The sequence below is a fragment of the Bacillus sp. AY2-1 genome (assembly GCF_008368965.1).
Lineage (GTDB): Bacteria > Bacillota > Bacilli > Bacillales > Bacillaceae_G > Bacillus_A > Bacillus_A thuringiensis_S.
This window is the reverse complement of record NZ_QPEL01000031.1, coordinates 61,259-83,916: the sequence shown is the minus strand read 5'-3', so window position 1 is coordinate 83,916 and position 22,658 is coordinate 61,259. Positions and strand designations below refer to the sequence as shown.

Genomic DNA, 22,658 nt, shown 5'->3' with positions numbered 1-22,658 from the left:
ATATTTTTAGAAACTCCTTTCCTACAAAAATAAAAAAAGTCAGCAAAACTGACTTTTTACCCGGCTATTTTTTCTCTTTTCATTTCCTCTATTACTTTCGTATACTTCTCATCATCAAATTCATTTTCACTTTTTGCAACAACTACAGTTGCAATACCGTTACCAATTAAATTAACGATAGCACGTGCTTCTGACATGAAACGATCTACACCAAGTAATAGCGCTAAACCTTCTAATGGGATAACATTCATTGCAGATAAAGTAGATGCTAGCACAATAAAACCTCCACCAGTTACTGCTGCTGCTCCTTTAGATGTAACTAACAAAATAGCTATTATAGTTAATTGTTGACCTAGTGAAAGATCGACGTGAAAAACTTGAGCTAAAAATATAGTTGCCATTGATAAATAAATCGTTGTTCCATCTAAGTTAAAAGAATAACCTGTTGGAATGACTAAACCTACTACTGGTTTCGAACACCCGAAGTCTTCCATCTTTGTCATCATTCGCGGCAGTACTGATTCTGACGATGATGTCCCAAGAACAATAAGTAATTCTTCTTTAATATGCGCTAAATATTTCCACAAACTAAATTTGTACAGTTTACAAATAAAATTTAAAACAATAAAAACAAATAATGCCATTGTCGCATATACACAAATCATTAATTTGCCAAGTGGTATGAGCGTGCTTAAACCATACTTCCCAATTGTAAATGCCATCCCACCGAATGCTCCAACCGGTGCTAATTTCATTACAATTGATAAAATGTTAAAAAATACTTTCGATAATCTTTCAAAAAAGTCAATAACCGGTTGTCCATTTTTCCCTAACATCGTTAACCCTGCGCCGAATAAAATGGAGAAGAACAGAACTTGTAAAATATCACCTTTGGCGAATGCTTCAAACATGTTAGACGGCACGATATGTAAAAAGAAATCCATCCATTTCATTTCTTGTCCGCTTTGTACATATTGCGAAACATCTCCGCCCTTTAGTTTTGAGGGATCTAATCCGTCTCCGGGACGCACAACATTCGCTACGATGATACCAATAATTAAAGCCGCTGTTGTAACAATTTCAAAATATAATAGTGCCTTCCCACCAACACGGCCTACCTTTTTCATACTTCCCATACTTGCAATACCGAGCACAATTGTTAAAAAGATAATCGGTGCAATTACCATTTTAATCATATTGATGAATGTTTCACCAATTGGCTTCATTTGTTGTCCAACACTCGGCCAAATTGCCCCTACTGCAATACCACAAATAATGGCCACTATAACTTGGAATGTTAAATTCTTTGCAATTCTCATTTTTGCTACTCCCCTGTATTTTCATTTCTCCCAAACTATTTTAAGCAATAACATTTATTCTATGTGATAGCCCCCTTGCTATTTAACTTAAACCACAATTTTATGTTACACTATTATCTTTAATTTGAAAATAGTATATAACATTTAAAAATAAATGACATACTATTATACACAATAAAAAGCAGACATTACGTCTGCTTTAATTCTCCTCAATTTGCTTTTCACTTAACCCTAGATGTGTTCTAAGAGTATTACTCAAACTCTGCAAATCTTTTTTATTAGGATTATAATAATATACACGTTGCCCATTTGGACCATTAGGTAAATATAAATCATCACCAGCTAGTTGTATTTTTTCAACTGAACCGTTTAAACCGTATTTATAAAAAGATAAAATATCATCCATTACTAAGTTTGTTTTAAAATCGTCGTCAACTGCCTCAACTATTTTTTCTAGCTTCGTAATCGATCCTATACTTTTTAATTTACTTAAAATCGATTCAATAACAAGTTGTTGCCTCTGCCCTCTCATCGCATCACTATCAATATGGCGCGTTCTTGCTAGTGCAAGTGCTTCTTCCCCATTTAATTTTTGCAATCCTTTTTTCAAATGAATCGCATCAGGTTCATCTTTACTATTTTGCTCCGTAAATTCAACTGGGACATCTACTTCAATACCATCTAACCCATCAACAATTTTAGTAAAGGAACCAAAATTAAATTTCACAAAATAATCAACGGGCACTTGTAACAATTTTTCTACCGCTTCCACAGAAGCTTGCGGTCCTCCATCTTTACCATTTTTAACGAAACCACTTCCATATGCATGGGTTATTTTATCTTTTTTCTTTTCAACTGGAACGTATGTATATGTATCACGCGGTATGCTCGTTAATTTCACTGTTTTATCGTCTTTATTAAAAGTCGCTAACAATAATGCATCTGTATGAAATGCACCATTATACTCCTTTTGTCGTTCTTGATTTTCATCAATTCCCATAATTAAAAGTGAAACATGATTTGCAATTGGCTTTACAGATTTCTCACGTAAATTGGATTTTTCACCTCGTGCTAAATTCAAATTAGATTTTTGTACGAGACTAGAAGTTTTCATATATACATAGGCTCCATAGCCAATTCCACCAAATAGCAATACCGCTAGTAGTAAACTTATTATCGTTTTCTTTTTATATTTTTGCTTATTTTTCTCTTCTCTTAAAGATGAATGATTCCCCATTTACTCTCCTCCTGTTTCTATTCATCCAATATGTTTTTCATATTTAGCGCTATCCTTTTGAAACATACTTTCTTTCAATCCCTTATCTATTTGTATCCATTCTGTCGTAAGTGAATATTGAATCAAGCCTTCTTGAAAACTAAGAAATTTCAACATAATCCCTGTATTTTTCTCCACAACCATTTCGAATTTCCCTCTTAAATCTTCAGAGGTGCTAACAGGCATCTCTATATTGATGACTCCTTCAATTTTGTAACAATCTAATCCAAGATATTTCGTTTCTTTATAATTCCAATCTTTATATCGAATTAACAAATCTGCGAATTCTGATTGAATACTATATTTCGCTAGTCCTACATATTCATCATCATATCGCTTTTTTTCACCTGATTTTCTCAATAACCTTTCCGTAGGATTTAACTTTAATAATTCATTGTTTCTTTCTTTCGGGTTCCATTTTGTCTCTTTATAGGTATACTTCTCATCATCAAACTCTTTTTTCTTGCCCTCGTTATATATAATTGTTCGTTTTTTCGCTAGTTTATCTTCTTTCGAAGAGATACCTCTTTGTTTTTCCGTATCAATTGCATACTTATATGTTGTAGCAATTCTTGATGAGCTAGAATATTCCTCAAATTGTCCTGAACTATTTTTAAAATAATCAATAGAATCTAGCATCTTTTGATGAATCTTTTCTTTATCTGGATAATGTACATTTGATTTTATTTCTTCTTCATTTTCATAATCAGAAAACGCTTTTTTCTTTACATATTCAAATACTCCACCGTTTTGCGCGAAACTTTGTATAGAAAACTCAGACATAGATACCACTGAAAGTATACAAACCGCTGCACTAATTATCATCATATGGATTTTGTAACTCTTCTTTTTTACCTGAAGATTATGTAGTGTACCATTAATCTTCTCATTTAACTCTGGAGGTACTATAACATTTTCATTTTTTATTCTCTTTTTTAATTTCTCATCAAATAATTTTTCACTATCCACCCTTTACACCCCCTATTCCATCTTTAATCGTTTTTGTAGTTGTTCCCTCGCACGCGATAATCTTGATTTCACTGTTCCTTTCGGTATTTCTAACAGCTTCGCAATACTATCTTGATTCATATCTTCATAGTAATAAAGCACCGTAACAGCTCTTAATTCTTCATGTAACGATTGAATCGCATTATACAAATCTATATCTTCATACTGATCACACGCACTCATATTGTAATCATTCTCTTCTGTCACAATTACATTTTTATACGCTCTAATAATATTGTTACACTCATTCATTAAAATTCGAATTAACCAAGTTTGAAAAAACTCTTCTTTTTTTAGTTTTTTTATATTTTCATAAGCTTTTAAAATTGTTGTCTGTATCGCGTCCTCTATATTTGTCTCATCACGTAACATCGCCTTTGCTATTCGATACATCTTCACTTTTTCTGTATGTATAAGCGTTATAAAGGCTTCATGATCGCCTTTTTTCGCTAAAGAAACATCGGTTTCTTCTTTTATAATCATTTTATATAAAGGGATTACTTTCACAATTGCTCCTCCTGTTTCATCCTCACTTCAAATTTAACTTTACATGTATTAGACGTAGGAACCTAGGAAAAGGTTCATTTTTTTGAATATTTTTGTAAATAAAAAGACAAATATCCTTTATAAGTGTTATGTAATAAACATACTAGATTTAATTTACAAATAAAAAAAGCCCACTTTCTCAGTGGACTTTCTACTTTACAACGGTAAATCCCTCTTCTTAAAAACTACAATTGCTACTATGAAAATACAAAGTGCTCCAGCAGTTAAACCTATACTTACCGGCCATATATTATACGTTCCTTCAGCAATTTCTTTCGGATGAAACAGCGTGAATAATGATAGACTTCTCATCCACTCTAACTTATCACTTAATTTACCTACCATATCCAATACGAAAAATAAGATAGTTAAACTCGCTGAATAACTTAGTGCCTTTCTTTCGTCATTACATATACAAGAAAAGAAAAATGAATACGCACTAACGACTAAAAATATGAGCCCTCCGACTACATTTATCTTCAAAAATAATTCTTTATTTAAGTTATTATCTTGTAAAAACCATTCTGCACCTACTAACCCAGCTACATACGTAACAGATACAATAATCAGAAGTCCCAATATGAGAACAGCAGCTTGTGTAATAGCAATTTCCACTCTAGATACAGGTGTTGCTAACAAGTATGCCATTGCTCCTTTATCTACATGACGAGCAATTAAATGTGTTGCAACTGTTACACAAAAAATTGTTAAAATGATAATAAACAATAGACTATAGTATTCACCAGCTAAAAAATCCATTACGTTTTGAATCGGACTTTCCATACCAACGATTTTTTTCACACTATCAGGCATGGCAGCTATTAGTTCATTTAGCCCTTTCGCTGATACCATTGACGGGAATATCCAAATTAATAACCACAAATATAAAGCCGCACCAAACGCATAACTCAAAATATTTTTTTGTGTTTCTTTCAAACTAGCTAAAAATAATTGCTTATTCATGCGTTACCCCTTCTTTCTTATCGTAATAATGCATAAATAAATGTTCTAAATCCATCGCTCTCGTTTGAAGTGCCGTTACATTATAGTTTGAAATTGTTTGTAAAACAGTTTGATAGTTTCCTTGTACAATGATAGATGCCTCTCTACCTTTTACCACTTCAAATTGCAAATTACACTTTGTAAGAGATTCAATCTCTTCTTGCGATGATACGGTTACATCTATTACCTGTCGTCTCATACTTTGTAAATCGTGAATATTTTCAACCGTTACGAGTCGACCATCTTTAATAATCGCTACTCGATCACACGTACGCTCAATTTCAGTGAAAATATGTGATGACATTAGGATTGTTTTTCCTCTTTGCTTTTCCTCTAATATTAATTCTATAAATACTTGCTGCATAAGTGGATCAAGTCCAGATGTTGGTTCATCTAAAATTAACACCTCTGGATCGTGCATAAATGCAGCAACTATCCCCACTTTTTGCTTCATTCCTTTAGACATTTTGCGAATCGGTGTTTTCACATCAAATTGCAGACGATCTATCAGTTCATCTCGTCTTTTCGTATCCTTTAATCCACGCATTCCTTGCATTAATTTTAAAAACTCTAATCCGTTCATTCCTTCAATAAAAGAAATTTCACCCGGTAGATAACCAACTTCCCTTTGAATTTTCGCTGCTTCATTCCAACAATCTAATCCAAAAATTGTCGCTTTACCAGCTGTCGGTTTTATAAATCCCATTAAATTACGAATCGTCGTTGATTTCCCGGCACCATTCGGTCCTAAATAACCAAATACTTCTCCCTCTTTTACATCAAATGTAATATGAAACAAACCTTTTCCATTCGAAAACTGTTTTGTGACATCCTGAACTGAAATCATAATTCCACCTCATTTTTTGAAATATTTAATATGTGATATTTCAAAATCATTGTACTCCTCATCTTTCATATTCGCAACAACTTTTTGAAATATTTATTAGTCCATATTTCAAAATTATTGTTTTCCATTATTTTTTCTTGTATATTTTAAGTGAGGTGATTGCATTGAACGGATTTGAAAGAGTAAAAGAAAAGAAAAAACGTGCCATTAAAGAAGCAGCATTCGTATTATTTTCAGAACGTGGATTTAATGAAGTGAAAATAGAACATATCGCAAAAGAAGCGAACGTTTCTCAAGTTACAATTTATAATCATTTCGGAAGTAAAGATGCGTTATTTAGGGAGCTTATACAAGAATTTATCATATCTGAATTTCAATATTATAAAGAGCTTGCAGAAGAAAAATTACCTTTTCATGATATGATGCAAAAAATGATTGTAAGAAAAATGAATACTGGCGGGTTATTTCAACCTGATATGTTACTACAAATGATGCAAAGGGACGAAGAACTCCGGAAGTTTATTTATAGTTATCAAAATGAAAAAATCCTGCCCTGGTATTTAGAAATATTAGAACGAGCGCAGCGCAAAAACGAAATTAATCCTCACCTTACTAAAGAAATGATGTTACTTTACATTCAAATGTTTACAAAATTAGGTGATGAATTTGGAGCACAACTTCTTGAAGGAGATCGTGAAAAACATATACAAGATATCGTTACGATGTTCTTTTATGGACTCTCCGTCCCAGAAAAATAATTTTTCTAAAGAACAAATAGAATTACCAAAAAGCCCTTTGGATATTTAAATCGCAAGGGCTTTTTCATATCAAAAAATGTCTAAAACTAACTTTATCTTAAAGAAGTTAAATGCTTCTTTATAGATAACACCTTATTATAGATTAACTCTTTTAGCATAACAGGCTGAATTGAAATAATCGTTTCACCGAAATTCAGAAAATAATTTGAAATAAAATCAAATTCTTGCTTGTTAAAATAGCCTGTTATAATGTAATTTTCATTTTCCTTTTGCATCCTCATGGAAGGGTAATTCTCTTTATCAAAAATGTCTTTTCCTTTTTGATTAACAATGACGCTAAAATTAATTGCATCCGGCTTTCTGTGAAAAGTAGTAAGATAACTTAATAATTCTTCAAGATTTTTTGGATTAATATTGCTCGTTTCCACAATAGAAAGAATTTTATCACATCTAATTATTTGAACATTATTCGTCTCAAAATTAAAGATTTTAGCATACCACTGGCCAAATTTAGATTCTATTCGAATAAATTGGGCAACCAATGCTTTCTCCTCACCTTTTTTTAAATATGTTAAATGATAAACTCGCTCAGCAAAAATCCCCTGTAAAATTTCTTTTAAGAACGGACTAAAATTACTATGATTTGTTACTTCAAAGGAAAGCGTTCGTTCCATAATTGAAATATTTTTACTCGCATTATCAGGTAATACATGTTTAAATTTATTTTCAAGCGCAATACTTTCTACATTAAATGGTTTTGTCTTGTATCCATTTAGCGTAAGAATTGAAAAATATAAGGCATACATTTCATCCACACTAAAATAAATTGGCGATAAAACACTATTTTCTATAATTTTATAACTTCCATTTCTACCCAATTCAGAATATATGGGTACACCTATTTCTTCCAATGATTGAATATCTCGCAAAGCGGTACTTTTAGAAATATCATATCTAACCATTAAATCTTTTAAATTAAAATATCTTTTATTATTTAAGAAAATAAGCATATCATTTATTCGTTCCGTTTTTTTCATATTTCCCTCCCAAAAAGGTGTCATGTATTGAAACCCTTTTAATCTATATTATAATTATCAACTAATAAAGGAGTTATATATTTATGACATTAGAAATAGCTATTTTTCTTTCAATGAATGGGCAAGCAAAGGAGGCAATTAACTTTTATACACGTCATTTAGAAGCCAAAAAGTTAATGGTTGTTACGTATGAAGAACTGGCGAAAAGAGATAGTTCTTTTAAAATTAAAAGTGAAAATAAAGATCATATTGCTCACTCTGTTTTACAAATTGGGAATACAAAGCTAATGATAGCAGAAGATACAATGAAGCCTAATGAACGTTATAACGTTGGAAATAACATGTCACTTTGCATTCAAAGCGCTAATTTAGAAGAAATACAAAGGTTTTATAATAATTTAATTTCCGATAAGCATGTGAAAATAATCTCTCCCCTAGAAAAAAATATATTTAGTGAAGCATATGGTATTATTGAAGATCCTTATGGCATACAAATCCAATTAATGTATGATAAACGACTAAACTAAATAATTAATCATATTCACATATTCCTAATAAAAAAGACACGAATTTCGTGTCTTTTTTATTTTATAGAAATGACTCTACCCTTTTCACTGCTTTCAATCGCTAATTGAATCAGTTTAATAACATCTAAGCCTTCTTTTGCTGTTACAGGTAGTTTCTCACCATTTAATATACTATCTCGTACACCTTTATAATAATTGTCATAACAACCGACTTCTGTTGGAATGTGCTCTAAGCTTTCTTCTGTTTCTAAAGTAGCAAAATTCTCTTCATCATCTACTCCATAACCATTATCACCTGGCTTCATTCCATTTTTTAATTGCTCTTCCTGCGAATCCATACCGTACTTCACGATAGAACCTTTCTCTCCATGCACTATAAAATGCGGTCCAGCTTTTTTCACATAACTGCTACTACGTAAAATGACACGTTTAGCTCCGTAATGCAGTACTATGTGGAAATAATCATCCACCTCTGCACCTGGTCGTTGTTTTATTACATCTGCACTTATCGCATCTGGTTTCCCAAATATTGATAACGCTTGGTCAATTAAATGCGATCCTAAATCGTATAATATACCGGAACCTGGTAGATTTTTTTCTCTCCATCGATCACGCACATGTGGACGGAAACGATCAAAATTTGATTCATATGCGTATACATTCCCTACTCTGTTTTCTCCTAACAATTTCTTAATTGTTAAGAAATCATTATCAAAACGACGATTATGATATACGCTTAACATTACATTATGCTGCTCTGCTAATGAAATAAGCTCTTCCCCTTCTTCAATTGAAACAACAAATGGTTTTTCTACAACAACATGCTTACCGTTTAAAATTGCTTCTTTTACATATGGAAAATGAGTTGTATTAGGTGATGTAATAACAACTAAGTCAACATCAGCTCGCTTCACCAATTCATCAATTGTACTAACAACATTAGCGTTTGGTAATGTTTCTTTTACTACCTCTTCTTTTGAGGATAATACAGCACGAATATCATATTCTTCTATTGTTTGTAATAGTGGGATATGAAATGTCGTACTAGAAAAACCAAATCCTACAATCCCTACACCTATTTTTTTCATGTTGCCCCTCCATTTGTCCAGCTTTAACGGGCAGTAAGATTCCTAACTCAAAATCCAGCGAAAGCTAAGAAATTAGGTGAGGAGTCAACTGCTCGTTAAAGCCCGATTGGTTCAACTAATAATCAGTGGGGATAAAGAAAATCCCCATTGATTAAAGTTTCGTTGGGGATAAAGAAAATCCCCATTGATTAAAGTTTCGCTTTATGAGAACGATTTCATCCAGTTATTATAACAAGATTATTATTATTTACATAATAAATTGCCTAGAAAAAAGCATCTTGCTACTATTCATAGCAAGATGCTTTTTTTAACCCGATTGAACGGGCAGTAAGGCTCCCGACCGCGAAGGAGTTAGATGGGAGACCAACTGCCCGTTAAAGTCCGATTGGTTCAACTAATAATCAGTGGGGATGAACAAAATCCCCACTGATTATAGTTTCACTTTACTCCGGTCGTTTTTTCGTCCACGTTTCTACTACTTCACCAGTATCATTAACATCTAGCACTAGGCTACCATTACTATACCGGTCTTTATTTCGATACGCTTTCGGATCAATCTCTTCTACAATATTTTTCTCTGTCTTCATATAAACTAATTCATCGTCCCGAACAATTTCAATACCGACAATGCGGTATGGATTACGTTTTAACTCTTTGAAAATAACAAGACCTCGTTTCGCCCTCGTTGATTTCTCAATTTCTGATGCTTTTAGACGTTTTACAGCACCGCGCTGCGTTACGAGAATAAGTTGATCTTTGTCACCATTTAACGGTTTACCAGAAGCGACATAGTCATCTTCTTTTAAATTAATTGCTTTCACACCAGCAGCTCTTACACCGACTGGACTTACTTCATCTTCATGGAAAATAAGTGCATATGCACCATGTGTAGCAAGAACGATATCACTCGTTCCATCTGTCGCAAATATATCGACAACTTCATCACCTTTTTTCAAGTTTACAGCAACGAATGCCCTTGAATAACGCTGAACTTTATATTGATTTAATTCTGTTTTCTTTATCATACCATTTCGTGTTACAAATACGATAAATCGTTTTTCTTCCTCAAAGTTCGGTACAACCGTTACCCAAATGATCGTTTCATCTCGGTCGAGTGAAACGATATTTGCAACGTGCTGACCTAAATCTTTCCAACGAATATCTGGCATTTCGTATACTGGAAGATATATATAGTTCCCTTTACTTGTGAATAAAAGAACTGTTTCAGTCGTATTCGTATCGAATCGTTCAAGTAAGATGTCACCCTCTTTCATACCGAAGTCTTTGCCGTTTGATGCATTATGTGAGCGCCATCCAGTACGTTTCACATATCCTTCTTTCGTTACAGTAACGATGACATCTTCTTGTGGAATCATCACTTCTACGTCTATTTTAATTTCTTCAATTTGTTCTTCAATAATAGCACGGCGATCATCACTATATGTTTTCTTAACTCTCTTCAAATCAGTTTTAATGACTTGAAGTAATCTTTTTTCACTTTGTAAAATTGACTGTAGCTCTAGAATTTTCTTATTAAGCTCATCTGCTTCTTCTTGTAACGCCGTAATGTCTGTATTCGTTAAGCGATATAATTGCAAGGATACAATTGCTTCTGCTTGTGCTTCTGTAAAGCCAAATTTTGCACTTAAATTATCTTTCGCATTACGTTTATCTTTTGAAGCTCGAATTGTCTCGATTACTTGGTCTAAAATCGATAATGCCTTCTTTAAACCTTCTACAATATGTTGACGATTTTCTGCTTTTCTTAATTCATATTGTGAACGTCTCGTAATAACCTCTTTTTGATGTCCAATATAAGCATCCAAAATTTTCGGTAATGTCATAAGTGTTGGACGGCGATTATTGATCGCTACCATATTAAAGTTATATGGAATTTGTAAATCTGTATTTTTATATAAATAATTTAAAATACCTTCGGCGTTTACTTCTTTCTTTAATTCAACAACGATTCGTAAACCAGTACGATCCGTCTCATCACGTACTTCAGCAATGCCATCTAACTTTTTATCTAGACGTAATTCATCCATTTTCTTTACAAGGTTTGCCTTATTCACTTCGTAAGGAATTTCAGTGATTACAATTTGTTGTTTCCCACCGCGCACTGTTTCAATTTCTGCTTTTCCGCGAATAATAATTTTACCTTTTCCTGTTTCATACGCCTTTTTAATACCATCAATCCCTTGAATAATACCGCCTGTTGGGAAATCTGGTCCTTTCATAACTGTTAATAAATCATCAACAGTACTATTTGGCTTATCAATACGCATCATTGTAGCGTCAATAACTTCTCCAAGATGATGCGGAGGAATTTCTGTTGCATAACCAGCGGAAATTCCTGTAGATCCGTTTACTAATAAATTCGGGAACGCTGCTGGTAATACAACCGGTTCTTCACTCGTATCATCAAAGTTTGACACGAATTCAACTGTTTCTTTATCAAGATCACGTAATAATTCAGATGCGATTGGTGATAAACGAGCTTCCGTATAACGCATCGCTGCCGCTGGGTCCCCATCAACACTACCGTTATTACCATGCATTTCAACTAAAACATTACGTACTTTCCAAGTTTGGCTTAAGCGAACCATTGCTTCATATACAGAGGAATCTCCATGTGGATGATAATTACCAATAACATTACCTACTGTTTTAGCTGATTTACGAAACGCTTTATCATGTACATTACCTTCTACATACATAGAATATAAAATACGTCTTTGTACTGGCTTTAAGCCATCACGTGCATCTGGAAGTGCACGATCTTGAATAATATATTTACTATAACGTGCAAAGCGGTCACCTAACACGTCTTCAAGCGGGAGGTCATGAAACTTCTCTGCTTGCATGTTATTCCACCTCCGTCTCCATAATCATTTCATTTTCTAAAATATTTCCTTCTTCTTGCATACCAAACTGTACATTACGTTCAATCCATTTACGGCGCGGTTCTACTTTATCGCCCATTAATGTTGTAACGCGACGCTCTGCTCTTGCTGCATCATCAATTTTCACGCGAATTAATGTACGCGTTTCAGGATTCATTGTTGTTTCCCATAATTGATCCGCATTCATTTCACCAAGTCCTTTATAACGTTGTAACATATAGCCTTTGCCAACTTTTTTCGTTACACCGTCTAATTCCTCATCTGACCAAGCGTATTCAATTACCTCACTCTTACCTTTCCCTTTACTTACCTTGTATAAAGGAGGAAGTGCGATAAACACTTTACCGGCTTCGATAAGTGGCTTCATATATCTGTAGAAGAACGTTAATAACAATACTTGAATATGAGCTCCATCCGTATCTGCATCGGTCATAATAACAACTTTATCGTAGTTAATATCTTCAACAGCGAATTCATTTCCTACACCGCCGCCAATTGCATAAATAATTGTATTAATCTCTTCATTCTTAAAAATATCAGCAAGCTTTGCTTTCTCCGTATTAATTACTTTACCACGCAATGGTAGTACCGCCTGAAAACGACGATCTCGCCCTTGCTTTGCTGAACCGCCAGCCGAGTCACCCTCTACTAAATACAATTCGTTTTTCTGAGGGTTACGTGATTGTGCAGGTGTTAACTTCCCACTTAAAGTACCTTCTGATTTTTTCTTTTTCTTACCACTACGTGCTTCTTCTCTCGCTTTACGAGCAGCCTCACGTGCTTGCGCTGCTTTAACTGCCTTTCTCACAAGAAGTGTAGCTACATCCGGGTTTTCCTCTAAAAAGTAAGCTAGATGCTCTGATACAATGGCATCAATAGAAGAACGAGCTTCACTTGTACCAAGTTTCCCTTTCGTTTGTCCTTCAAACTGCAGTACTTCTTCTGGTACACGTACAGAAACGATAGCCGCTACACCTTCACGAATATCTGTACCTTCTAAATTTTTATCTTTTTCTTTTAATAATGAAACTTTACGAGCATACTCATTGAACACACGCGTCATTGCTGTTTTAAATCCAGCTTCGTGTGTTCCACCATCTTTTGTACGTACGTTATTTACAAACGAAAGAATATTTTCTGAGTAACCATCATTAAACTGGAATGCTAGTTCTGCTTCAATCCCGTTTTGTTCACCAGTGAAATATACAACCGGGTGAATTGAATCTTTTTCTTCGTTTAAATATGAAACGAAAGCTTCAATTCCTGTTTCATAATGAAATATATCTTCTAAATCATTACGTTCGTCTTTTATTGAGATTTTCATTCCTTTTAATAAGAATGCAGATTCACGTAATCTCTCACATAATGTTTCATAATTGTAATTTGTCGTACTAAAAATCGTTGTATCTGGTTTGAAATGCATTGTTGTACCAGACTCTTTTGTTTTCCCGATTTTCTCTAACGTTGTTGCAGGAACGCCACCATTTTCAAAGCGTTGTTCATAAATGTTACCATCACGTTTAATTGTTACTACTAACCATTCTGACAAGGCGTTTACAACTGATGCCCCAACACCGTGTAAACCACCACTCGTTTTATAGCCACCTTGACCAAACTTACCACCTGCATGAAGTACAGTTAAAATAACTTCAGGTGTAGGTTTCCCAAGTTTATGCATTCCCGTAGGCATTCCTCGCCCTTTATCTATAACGCTAATACTATTATCTTTATGTATTACGACAGAAATTTCGTCGCCAAATCCCGCTAACGCCTCGTCAACGGAGTTATCTACTATTTCATATACTAAATGATGCAATCCACGGCTATCCGTACTCCCGATATACATACCCGGGCGTTTTCGAACGGCTTCAAGTCCTTCTAACACTTGAATCGCATCTTCATTATATTGGAACTGATGCTTCGCCAAACTCCTTGCCCCTTTCCTAATCCAAAATCAGAACATATGTTTCTATTATAGAATAACGCCTCGACTATAGTTTTGGCAAGTTATCTTATCTCTTTTATATACCATTTTCAATAGAAAAATCCTTGTTTTCTCACAAGGATTCCTCTAGGCTACTATTTCAGAAAAATAATCGTTTGTCAACGAGAAATGGATATGTATTCCAAGATTACACATTCCAAACCTTTATTATGATCCAAATGATCAAAATCCAAAATGGGATTACAAATAACAATCCCCAAAAACAGCCTTTAAAAAATCTCATGATGAACACCTCGTTCATCGGCCCTACTTATCTATAATGAGGGCTGAATCAATCTTTCTAACTTTAAGTCTATACTATTTTGTCATCGCATGTTCTACTTTAATACAACGATCCATTATTACAGTATAGTCTTTTTCTTTTAAAAGTTTATATGTATCTTCATCTTGTACTCCTAATTGTGCCCAAAAAACATCTGCATCAATCTCGACAAATTCTTTTGCAACATCCATTAAAAACTCTGAGCGACGAAATACATTTACAATGTCAACGTGTTCCTTAATATCCTTTAGTGAAGAAACTGCCTTTTCTCCAAGCACCTCATTTACTGTTGGATTAACTGGAATAATGCGGTATCCAGCATCTTGCATTGCTTTTGAAACCATATACGATGTACGTTCTGGCTTATCTGATAATCCAACAACCGCAATTGTTTTGCTTTTCTTTAACACTTCACCAATTTCCGTACGAGTTGGGTTTTCAATTGTCATAATTAATCCCTCCTATTCCTTTAGTATAGCCGATAAAGAAAGTCTCTTTCAATATGAAAGAGACTTTCTTTTATTTCGATTATTGATTCTTTGTAGCTGAATTATCTGCTAAAGTAGCTGTTTTCGTCATTTTTTGACCGTTACGGTAGAATGTGACGTCTACTTTCTCGCCTACTTTTTTCTCTTCATATAAATATTTACGGAATTGAAGTGAATTTTCTACTTTTTGATCATCTAATGCTACGACAATATCATATTGCTCTAAACCAGCTTTTTCTGCCGGTGATATTGGGTAAATTTTACCTAATACAACACCATTAGTTACTTCTTTCGGTACTTTCAATTGATTGACTGCATAAGCTTGCACATCTTCTAACGAAACGACACCTACTCCAAGAGCTGGACGTTTTACTACTCCGTCTTTTTCAAGTGATTCAATAACTGGCTTTGCGATATTAATTGGAATAGCAAATCCAATTCCTTCAACTTCTTGTTGTGCAATTTTACTTGAATTAATCCCAATTATTTCACCGTTTTGGTTAAATAATGCACCACCACTGTTACCAGGATTAATCGCTGCATCTGTTTGAATAACTTGTGCTTGCCAATCTGGGCGTTTATCCCCATCAATATCAACTGGGATTTCGCGTTCTTTACTACTGATTATACCTTCCGTTACACTTCCGTCAAATCCAAGTGGGTTACCGATTGCAATCGCTTTTTCACCCGCACGAAGTTTACTTGAGTCACCTAAAGTTGCAACTTTATTTACATTAGCCCCATCAATTTCAACAACAGCTAAGTCTAACCAAGGATCTTTCCCTACTAACTTTGCATCTACCTTTTTACCATCACTTAGCTTTACAGCAAGTTTATTCGCTCCATCTACTACGTGGTTGTTTGTTACAATATATGCTTTATTTCCTGCTTTTTTATAAATAACACCTGATCCTGAACCAGCTTGTTGTTCTTGACCTGTCGGTTGCATTGCAAATGGATCAACGCTTTGTTGCATATTAATAACGCCTACAACAACATCTTTCGCTCCTTCAATCATACCAGGTAAATCAGTTTCATTTTTCGCTTTATTTACAACAGGAACTACAGTACCTTCTACTTTTGAATCCGAACTAAATGATGATACTGGTGCTCCATTATTTTGAGCCCATGGCATATATGGTGCTGCAAAACTAATCGAAACCGCTCCGACTACAGCTCCCACTAAACCTGTGAAGAAATAGCCTTTTTTACTACCTGATTTTCTCACTTCTCTCGTTTCACTATGCTCTTCATTTAAATTTGGTCCGTCGTAATATCCCATGTTTTATTTCCCCTCTCTGGTGAATTCGTATTTTCAGTATAGTCACGTTTTGTGTCCTTCTTGTGAACTCATCGTGAAATCCAATTAAAAAAATACTCCTATCTAACATTGTAGACAAGAAAAGTATTTTTTGTACATTCTACCTTCAAAAGAGAGTATAAAATCGCCATTTTCCTAGGCTAAATTACACAAATTGTTCTAGATTATTCTTCAAATTTATAACCAACTCGAATAACAGTACCGATATGCTTCGCTTTATCTCCTAACTTATTTCGAAGTTTTTTAATATGGGTATCAACCGTTCGGTCATCACCGTAATAGTCATATCCCCATAACTGGTCTAATAAATGTTGACGTGATAATACGATTCCTTTGTTCTCCATTAAATAAACGAGAAGTTCAAATTCTTTATGTGTCAATATAATTTCTTCTCCATCTACTAAAACAGTTCTAGATAGACGATTCACTTCAATTCCAGCTAAAGACATAGCATTTTCTTCCGCTACTCCTACCGCGCCATCCGCACGTTTCAATAACGTCTTTGCACGAGCTACTAACACTTTCGGACTAAATGGTTTCGTTACATACTCGTCTGCACCTAATTCGAAACCTAGCAATGTATCATCCTCATCCGAACGTGCTGTCAACATAATAATTGGTACTGCTGATTCTTTTCTAATTCGTCTACAAACAGACCATCCATCTATTTCCGGTAACATAATATCTAACATAATTAAATCAATTTCATGCTCTGCAAATAACTCTAACGCTTTCTTTCCATCTTCTGCTTCGATTACTTCAAAGCCTTCATTACGAAAATAATCACTAACAATTTCACGTAATCTTCTTTCGTCTTCAACAAGCAATACTGTTTTATTCATATAATCTATCCCGCCTTTTTACTCTTTCAATCGAATAATACGTTGATTGGAGCTTCCGCGAAATGGAAGTGTTAAATCTTTTTTCTCAATTTCAAACCTTCCATCGACTAAAACATCCCCATAATGTAACAACTCTATCATATCATTATTTTGGGAACTCTGTATCTCTTCTAACGTATAACCTGTATACATCCATAGGTTTTTTTTCAAATCTTTCACGATTTTTGCTACCTTTTTCACTTCAGCAGCTTGAAAAAATGGATCTCCACCTGAAAATGTTACATCAGTTAATGGATTACTTGCAATCTCTTTCACAATTTCTTCTACTGTCATTTCCGTTCCGTTGCAAATATTCCACGATTTCGGATTATGGCAACCGACACAACGATGCGGACAGCCCGCAAAAAACACGACTGTCCGCAATCCTTCTCCATCTACTACACTATCATGAATAATATTCATCACTTTCATTTATGTTTCACCCGATCTATCTCTTCACTACGTTTCGCACTATTCCACTTCGACATATCTCCTACAAGATAGCCTGTTATACGGCGAATTCTTTCTATATTAGCCTCATCTTCATTCCCGCAACTTGGACATTCATTTCCAATAACCCCGTGATAACTACAGCACTTACAACGGTCAACAGGATGATTAATTGAACCGTATCCAACGCCATGTTCTGCCATGGCTTGTACAATTTGTTTTAATGCCTTTTTGTTATGCATCGCTGCTCCGTCCAGTTCAATATACGTAATGTGTCCTCCATTACAGAGAGCATGGAACGGGCCTTCTAAACGGATTTTATTTATCGCTTGAATGTTATAATAAACTGGAATATGGAATGAATTCGTATAGTAATTATGGTTCGTTATACCGCTAATCACGCCAAATTCTTCTCTATCTTTTTTCACAAACTTTCCTGATAATCCTTCTGCTGGAGTTGCAATTATCGAGAAATTTAGTTGATGTTCTTCTGTCGCTTTATCCATTCTATCTCTCATAAAGGAAATAATTTCGTACCCAAGTTTCCATGATTCTTCATCTTCCCCATGATGCTTTCCTGTTAAAGCTACTAAACATTCCGCAAGACCGATAAAACCAACACTTAACGTCCCTTGTTTTAAAATCGAAGCTACGGAGTCTTCAGGCTGCAATGCTTCTCCACCACGCCATACACCTTGTGAATATAAAAACTGAAAATCTCTTGCTCGCTTCGTACATTGATACGCAAATCTTTCTAATAACTGCTTAATTCCTAAATCTAAATAGTAGTTTAGCGCTTCAAAAAATGCTTCTTTTGAACCACTAATTAACGCTAATTTCACTAAATTGATAGACGTAAATGATAAATTCCCTCTACCAATCGCTGTTTCTTCTCCATGTATATTAGACATAACACGGGTACGACATCCCATGTAACATACTTCACTTTCTGGTCTTCCATCATAATGCACTGTATTAAACGGAGCATCTAAAAATGAAAAGTTAGGGAATAATCGCTCTGCAGTTGTCTCTAATGCTAATTCAAATAAATCGTAATTCGGATCACTTTCTTCAAAATTCACACCTTTTTTCATCTTGAAAATTTGAATCGGAAAAATTGGTGTCTCTCCTTTACCAAGTCCAGCTTGTGTTGCTTTTAATAGTTGTTTAATTAACATTCTTCCTTCTTTTGATGTATCTGTTCCGTAATTAATAGAAATAAACGGTACTTGTCCTCCGCCCCTACTATGCATACTATTCGAATTATGAACGAAAGCCTCACACGCTTGATACGTATCATTTTCCGTTTCTTTCCATGCAAATTCTTCTATTTGTTCTTTCGTAAGCGGATATGATTGTAATCGTTTTTTATGTCTCTCAATTGTTTTTCGTACATAAGGTGCTAAATCAATATCAAAGAGTGCAAACGATTGACCGCCATGCTGCATATTTTGATTCGCTTGAAAAATAATAGACGAAAGAGCCAATGCACTTTTAATGTCTTGTGGTTGTCTCATATGTCCATGTCCAGTATGAAAACCGTTAGCAAGCATTTGCGCTAACGGAATTTGCGAACAAGTCGTCGTTCCTGTCGCATAAAAATCTAAATCATGTGGATATAATATATTTTCATTTATCGCTTTTTTCACTTGATCTGACAATAAATTCTCAACAGCATAATATTTTGCACTCTCAGATGCGAACGTTCCCATTACACCCATTGGAGAGCGGCCGTCTACATTTGCATTTTCTTGCATTAAATCTTGTTCATTGCCGTGGACTATCGTCTCGAACACTTTCATTAATTCTTCTCCACGTGTATTATTTTGTAACATTTATAACCCTCCACCAATATGTTGTTGTCTTTTGATTAAAATGTTACTACATATAGTCTTGCTGTTTCTGTGAGAAATGTAACATTACTGTGAAATTTTTTTCACGAAATAATGAATTTTTCATTTACAAAAAAGAAATGTGCTCTTTACAAATGTATGGTACAATATACGGGAAAAACTCTTTTTACCCTTTATCAACACATTTGAATAAAGGAGACTGAACTTATGGTTACTACATATCTTTTATTTATCGTTGCCTACTTGCTTGGCTCGATTCCATTTGCACTAGTTGTTGGAAAAATTGGCTACGGAATCGATATTCGTGAGCACGGGAGCGGTAATCTAGGCGGAACAAACACATTCCGTACATTAGGGAAAAAAGCAGGTTTTACCGTTACAATTGCTGACATTTTAAAAGGGACATTAGCAACAAGTCTACCAATGATTTTCGGATTAGATATTCACCCACTATGGTTCGGGTTAGCGGCTGTTCTTGGACATGTCTACCCGATCTTCGCGAAATTCCGTGGTGGTAAAGCAGTTGCAACTTCTGCTGGGGTGCTATTATGCTATTCACCAGTTGTTTTTGCAATATTGGCTGTTGTATTTTTCACCCTTTTATTTACAACAAGATACGTATCACTTTCTTCTATGGTAACAGCAGTTGTTGCTGTTATTGCATCCATTGTTAGCGGGGATAAAATCTTCATTATTGCGATGTGTTTATTAGCAGGTATGGTTATTTATAAACACCGTGCAAATATCGGACGAATTATAAATAAAACTGAACCAAAAGCAAACTTTTCAAAAAAGCAAAAATAAGATCGTAACCCACATAACGCAAAAAGAAAACGTGAAGCATATTAATAGCGTCTTTTTGCGTTATTTTTTATACTAAAGAAAAAGCAACATAACTTGGAGGAACTATACATGAATCTTTCCGTAACAAAAGAAGCAGCACAATGGTATAAAAATGAATTAAACTTACAATCAAATGAAACACTACGCTTTTTCGTACAATACGGTGGTTGCAGTACTGTGCAAAAAGGACTTTCTTTAGGTATTCGTAAAGATGATCCTGCACACCCTGCTGTTCAAATTCAAGAAGAAGGTATTAACTTCTTTATTGAAGGCGATGATGAATGGTTCTTCGATGGACATAATTTATCTGTTACACTTCATGAAGGTGACGACTTCCCACAATTTAATTATGAAAAATAAAAAAGCGCGGCTTCTGCCACGCTTTTTTATTTTTTCTTAATTTCCTCATATTTCGCATACCACTCAGGATATAACTTTTTAAATGATACAGGGCGGAACCCTTCTTTTTTCGCACAAATATTCGTCGTACTTGCAGTAATACAAAGATCACCATCACCATTATATATTTCATATCCATATACAACGCGAAGCGGGCTCACAGTATCGACCCATGTTTTTACGATTGCCTTTTCTCCATAACGCATCGCTTTACGATATGAAATTTGTAAATCTAACACAGGAGAAATAATTCCTTCTTTCTCCATTTCAACATATGAAAAACCTAAATCTTGTATAAGTTTCGTGCGACCTAACTCAAGCCACACTAAGTAGTTTGAATGGTAAACAACACCCATTTGATCTGTTTCCGCATAACGGATTTCAACTTCATGTTCTGCTACAAACATATGTATTCGCCTTCTTTCACTTCTGCTACCTTGCATACATTTAATCATAATACAGTAACATCAAAAATAAAATAAAAACAGTGAATCTTTTACTGAAAGGAGCCAGCATATGATTCAAATTGTAACTGTTCGTAGTGGTGATAGCGTATATAGCTTGGCATCAAAATATGGATCAACACCTGACGAAATAGTAAAAGACAATGGACTAAATCCAGCTGAAACGCTCGTTGTTGGTCAGGCACTTATCGTTAATACGAAAGGAAATAATTATTATGTACAGCCTGGTGACAGCCTATATCGAATTTCTCAAACATATAATGTCCCCCTCGCTAGTTTAGCTAAAGTTAATAATTTATCTTTAAAATCTATTCTCCATGTCGGACAACAATTATATGTACCAAAAGGCACAAAACGAGCTGTAGAATCCATCGCTTATTTACAACCTTCAACTATACCGATTAAAGAGAGTTTAGTTAATGCGACACGCGCCATCAATCCATTTTTAACATACTTAGCCTATTTTAGTTTTGAGGCAAAAAGAGATGGCACATTAAAAGAACCTACTGAAACAGCTAAAATTGCTAATATTGCAACGCAAGGTAAAACAATCCCTATGCTCGTTATTACAAATATTGAAAATGGTAATTTCAGTGCCGATCTAACATCAGTTATTTTACGCGACGCAACGATTCAAAACAAATTTATTACTAACATTTTGCAAACAGCTGAAAAATATGGCATGCGAGACATTCATTTCGATTTCGAAAGTGTAGCACCTGAAGACCGCGAGGCGTATAATCGCTTTTTACGAAATGTAAAAACACGCTTACCTAGTGGGTACACATTGAGCACAACTCTCGTACCGAAAACAAGTTCCAATCAAAAGGGCAAATTTTTCGAAGCTCATGATTATAAAGCGCAAGGGCAAATTGTTGATTTCGTCGTCATTATGACATATGACTGGGGATGGCAGGGCGGGCCACCGATGGCGATTTCTCCTATCGGTCCAGTGAAAGAAGTACTTCAATATGCAAAATCTCAAATGCCTCCACAAAAAATTATGATGGGGCAAAATTTATACGGGTTTGATTGGAAACTTCCATTTAAACAAGGAAATCCACCTGCAAAAGCAATTAGCTCCGTCGCAGCTGTTGCACTAGCTCGTAAATATAATGTTCCTATTCGTTATGATTTCACAGCCCAAGCTCCTCATTTTAATTATTTTGATGAAAACGGCGTGCAACACGAAGTTTGGTTTGAAGATTCACGGTCTGTTCAAAGTAAATTCAATTTAATGAAAGAACAAGGTATAGGTGGTATTAGTTACTGGAAAATCGGTTTACCATTCCCGCAAAATTGGCGTTTACTCGTTGAAAATTTCACGATTACGAAAAAGGGCTGACAAAAGTCAGCCCTTTTTTTCATATTACTGCTA

The 22,658-nt window shown here is 34.7% G+C and carries 21 protein-coding genes; 5 read left to right on the top strand and 16 right to left on the bottom strand.

The window, feature by feature from the left end; genetic code table 11:
• Window positions 1-56: 56 nt before the first annotated feature.
• From DN403_RS08880 to DN403_RS08855, 6 genes are all read right to left on the bottom strand, one after another.
• The gene (locus DN403_RS08880; protein ID WP_001216970.1) at window positions 57-1,319 is read right to left on the bottom strand and encodes a dicarboxylate/amino acid:cation symporter; all 1,263 of its coding nucleotides are present in this window, start codon (window positions 1,317-1,319) and stop codon (window positions 57-59) included.
• 199 nt (window positions 1,320-1,518) lie between these two features.
• Window positions 1,519-2,556 carry an LCP family protein gene (locus DN403_RS08875; protein ID WP_016077386.1) on the bottom strand — a complete coding sequence of 346 codons (1,038 nt, stop codon included), beginning with the start codon at window positions 2,554-2,556 and terminating at the stop codon, window positions 1,519-1,521.
• A 21-nt stretch (window positions 2,557-2,577) separates the two neighbouring features.
• A complete protein-coding gene (locus tag DN403_RS08870; protein ID WP_000376636.1) occupies window positions 2,578-3,564 on the bottom strand; it encodes a hypothetical protein in 987 nt (328 codons plus the stop codon).
• A gap of 12 nt (window positions 3,565-3,576) precedes the next feature.
• Window positions 3,577-4,110: an RNA polymerase sigma factor gene (locus tag DN403_RS08865; protein WP_000864724.1), complete on the bottom strand. Its 534-nt coding sequence runs from the start codon at window positions 4,108-4,110 to the stop codon at window positions 3,577-3,579.
• 195 nt (window positions 4,111-4,305) lie between these two features.
• A complete protein-coding gene (locus tag DN403_RS08860) occupies window positions 4,306-5,112 on the bottom strand; it encodes an ABC transporter permease subunit (protein ID WP_001041417.1) in 807 nt (268 codons plus the stop codon).
• Entirely contained in the window at window positions 5,105-5,998 is an 894-nt protein-coding gene (locus tag DN403_RS08855) for an ABC transporter ATP-binding protein (protein WP_000626561.1), read from the bottom strand. The genes DN403_RS08860 and DN403_RS08855 overlap by 8 nt, the downstream gene beginning before the upstream one ends.
• A gap of 155 nt (window positions 5,999-6,153) precedes the next feature.
• Between DN403_RS08855 and DN403_RS08850 the strand changes: the two genes are divergently transcribed.
• Window positions 6,154-6,756 carry a TetR/AcrR family transcriptional regulator gene (locus DN403_RS08850; RefSeq protein ID WP_003309799.1) on the top strand — a complete coding sequence of 201 codons (603 nt, stop codon included), beginning with the start codon at window positions 6,154-6,156 and terminating at the stop codon, window positions 6,754-6,756.
• Window positions 6,757-6,848: 92 nt separating this feature from the next.
• On the opposite strand, the gene DN403_RS08845 is transcribed toward DN403_RS08850, so the two are convergent.
• A complete protein-coding gene (locus DN403_RS08845; RefSeq protein WP_000187492.1) occupies window positions 6,849-7,817 on the bottom strand; it encodes a helix-turn-helix transcriptional regulator in 969 nt (322 codons plus the stop codon).
• Between the two features lie 59 nt (window positions 7,818-7,876).
• Between DN403_RS08845 and DN403_RS08840 the strand changes: the two genes are divergently transcribed.
• On the top strand, window positions 7,877-8,320 hold the full coding sequence (locus DN403_RS08840; RefSeq protein ID WP_000171340.1) for a VOC family protein: 444 nt from the start codon (window positions 7,877-7,879) through the stop codon (window positions 8,318-8,320).
• A 56-nt stretch (window positions 8,321-8,376) separates the two neighbouring features.
• Here DN403_RS08840 and DN403_RS08835 read toward each other — a convergent pair whose 3' ends face one another.
• The 8 genes from DN403_RS08835 to DN403_RS08800 all read right to left on the bottom strand — a co-directional run bounded on the left by DN403_RS08835 (window position 8,377) and on the right by DN403_RS08800 (window position 19,556).
• Entirely contained in the window at window positions 8,377-9,408 is a 1,032-nt protein-coding gene (locus DN403_RS08835; RefSeq protein WP_000719767.1) for an oxidoreductase, read from the bottom strand.
• 443 nt (window positions 9,409-9,851) lie between these two features.
• Window positions 9,852-12,275 (bottom strand): DNA topoisomerase IV subunit A, encoded by a 2,424-nt coding sequence (parC, locus tag DN403_RS08830; protein ID WP_001147460.1) that lies wholly within the window; start codon window positions 12,273-12,275, stop codon window positions 9,852-9,854.
• Between the two features lies 1 nt (window position 12,276).
• Window positions 12,277-14,241, bottom strand: a complete 1,965-nt coding sequence (gene parE, locus DN403_RS08825; RefSeq protein WP_001062195.1) for a DNA topoisomerase IV subunit B — start codon at window positions 14,239-14,241, stop codon at window positions 12,277-12,279.
• Window positions 14,242-14,616: 375 nt separating this feature from the next.
• A complete protein-coding gene (locus tag DN403_RS08820; RefSeq protein WP_000151394.1) occupies window positions 14,617-15,030 on the bottom strand; it encodes a CoA-binding protein in 414 nt (137 codons plus the stop codon).
• A gap of 79 nt (window positions 15,031-15,109) precedes the next feature.
• Window positions 15,110-16,351, bottom strand: coding sequence for a S1C family serine protease (locus tag DN403_RS08815; protein WP_149185394.1), 1,242 nt, complete (start codon window positions 16,349-16,351; stop codon window positions 15,110-15,112).
• A 203-nt stretch (window positions 16,352-16,554) separates the two neighbouring features.
• Window positions 16,555-17,232, bottom strand: a complete 678-nt coding sequence (locus tag DN403_RS08810) for a response regulator transcription factor (protein WP_001044679.1) — start codon at window positions 17,230-17,232, stop codon at window positions 16,555-16,557.
• A gap of 18 nt (window positions 17,233-17,250) precedes the next feature.
• Entirely contained in the window at window positions 17,251-17,703 is a 453-nt protein-coding gene (gene nrdG, locus DN403_RS08805) for an anaerobic ribonucleoside-triphosphate reductase activating protein (protein WP_000867078.1), read from the bottom strand.
• A complete protein-coding gene (locus tag DN403_RS08800) occupies window positions 17,700-19,556 on the bottom strand; it encodes an anaerobic ribonucleoside triphosphate reductase (protein ID WP_016098807.1) in 1,857 nt (618 codons plus the stop codon). The genes nrdG and DN403_RS08800 overlap by 4 nt, the downstream gene beginning before the upstream one ends.
• A 225-nt stretch (window positions 19,557-19,781) precedes the next feature.
• Between DN403_RS08800 and plsY the strand changes: the two genes are divergently transcribed.
• Together plsY and DN403_RS08790 are read left to right on the top strand one after the other, a co-directional pair.
• Complete coding sequence (gene plsY, locus DN403_RS08795; RefSeq protein WP_000258974.1) at window positions 19,782-20,378, top strand: glycerol-3-phosphate 1-O-acyltransferase PlsY; 597 nt, start codon at window positions 19,782-19,784, stop codon at window positions 20,376-20,378.
• Window positions 20,379-20,486: 108 nt separating this feature from the next.
• Complete coding sequence (locus DN403_RS08790; RefSeq protein WP_001054452.1) at window positions 20,487-20,777, top strand: HesB/YadR/YfhF family protein; 291 nt, start codon at window positions 20,487-20,489, stop codon at window positions 20,775-20,777.
• Between the two features lie 26 nt (window positions 20,778-20,803).
• On the opposite strand, the gene DN403_RS08785 is transcribed toward DN403_RS08790, so the two are convergent.
• On the bottom strand, window positions 20,804-21,223 hold the full coding sequence (locus DN403_RS08785) for an acyl-CoA thioesterase (protein WP_000495808.1): 420 nt from the start codon (window positions 21,221-21,223) through the stop codon (window positions 20,804-20,806).
• A gap of 109 nt (window positions 21,224-21,332) precedes the next feature.
• On the opposite strand from DN403_RS08785, the gene DN403_RS08780 reads away from it, so the two are divergent.
• Complete coding sequence (locus tag DN403_RS08780; RefSeq protein ID WP_000614855.1) at window positions 21,333-22,625, top strand: glycoside hydrolase family 18 protein; 1,293 nt, start codon at window positions 21,333-21,335, stop codon at window positions 22,623-22,625.
• Window positions 22,626-22,658 lie beyond the last annotated feature (33 nt).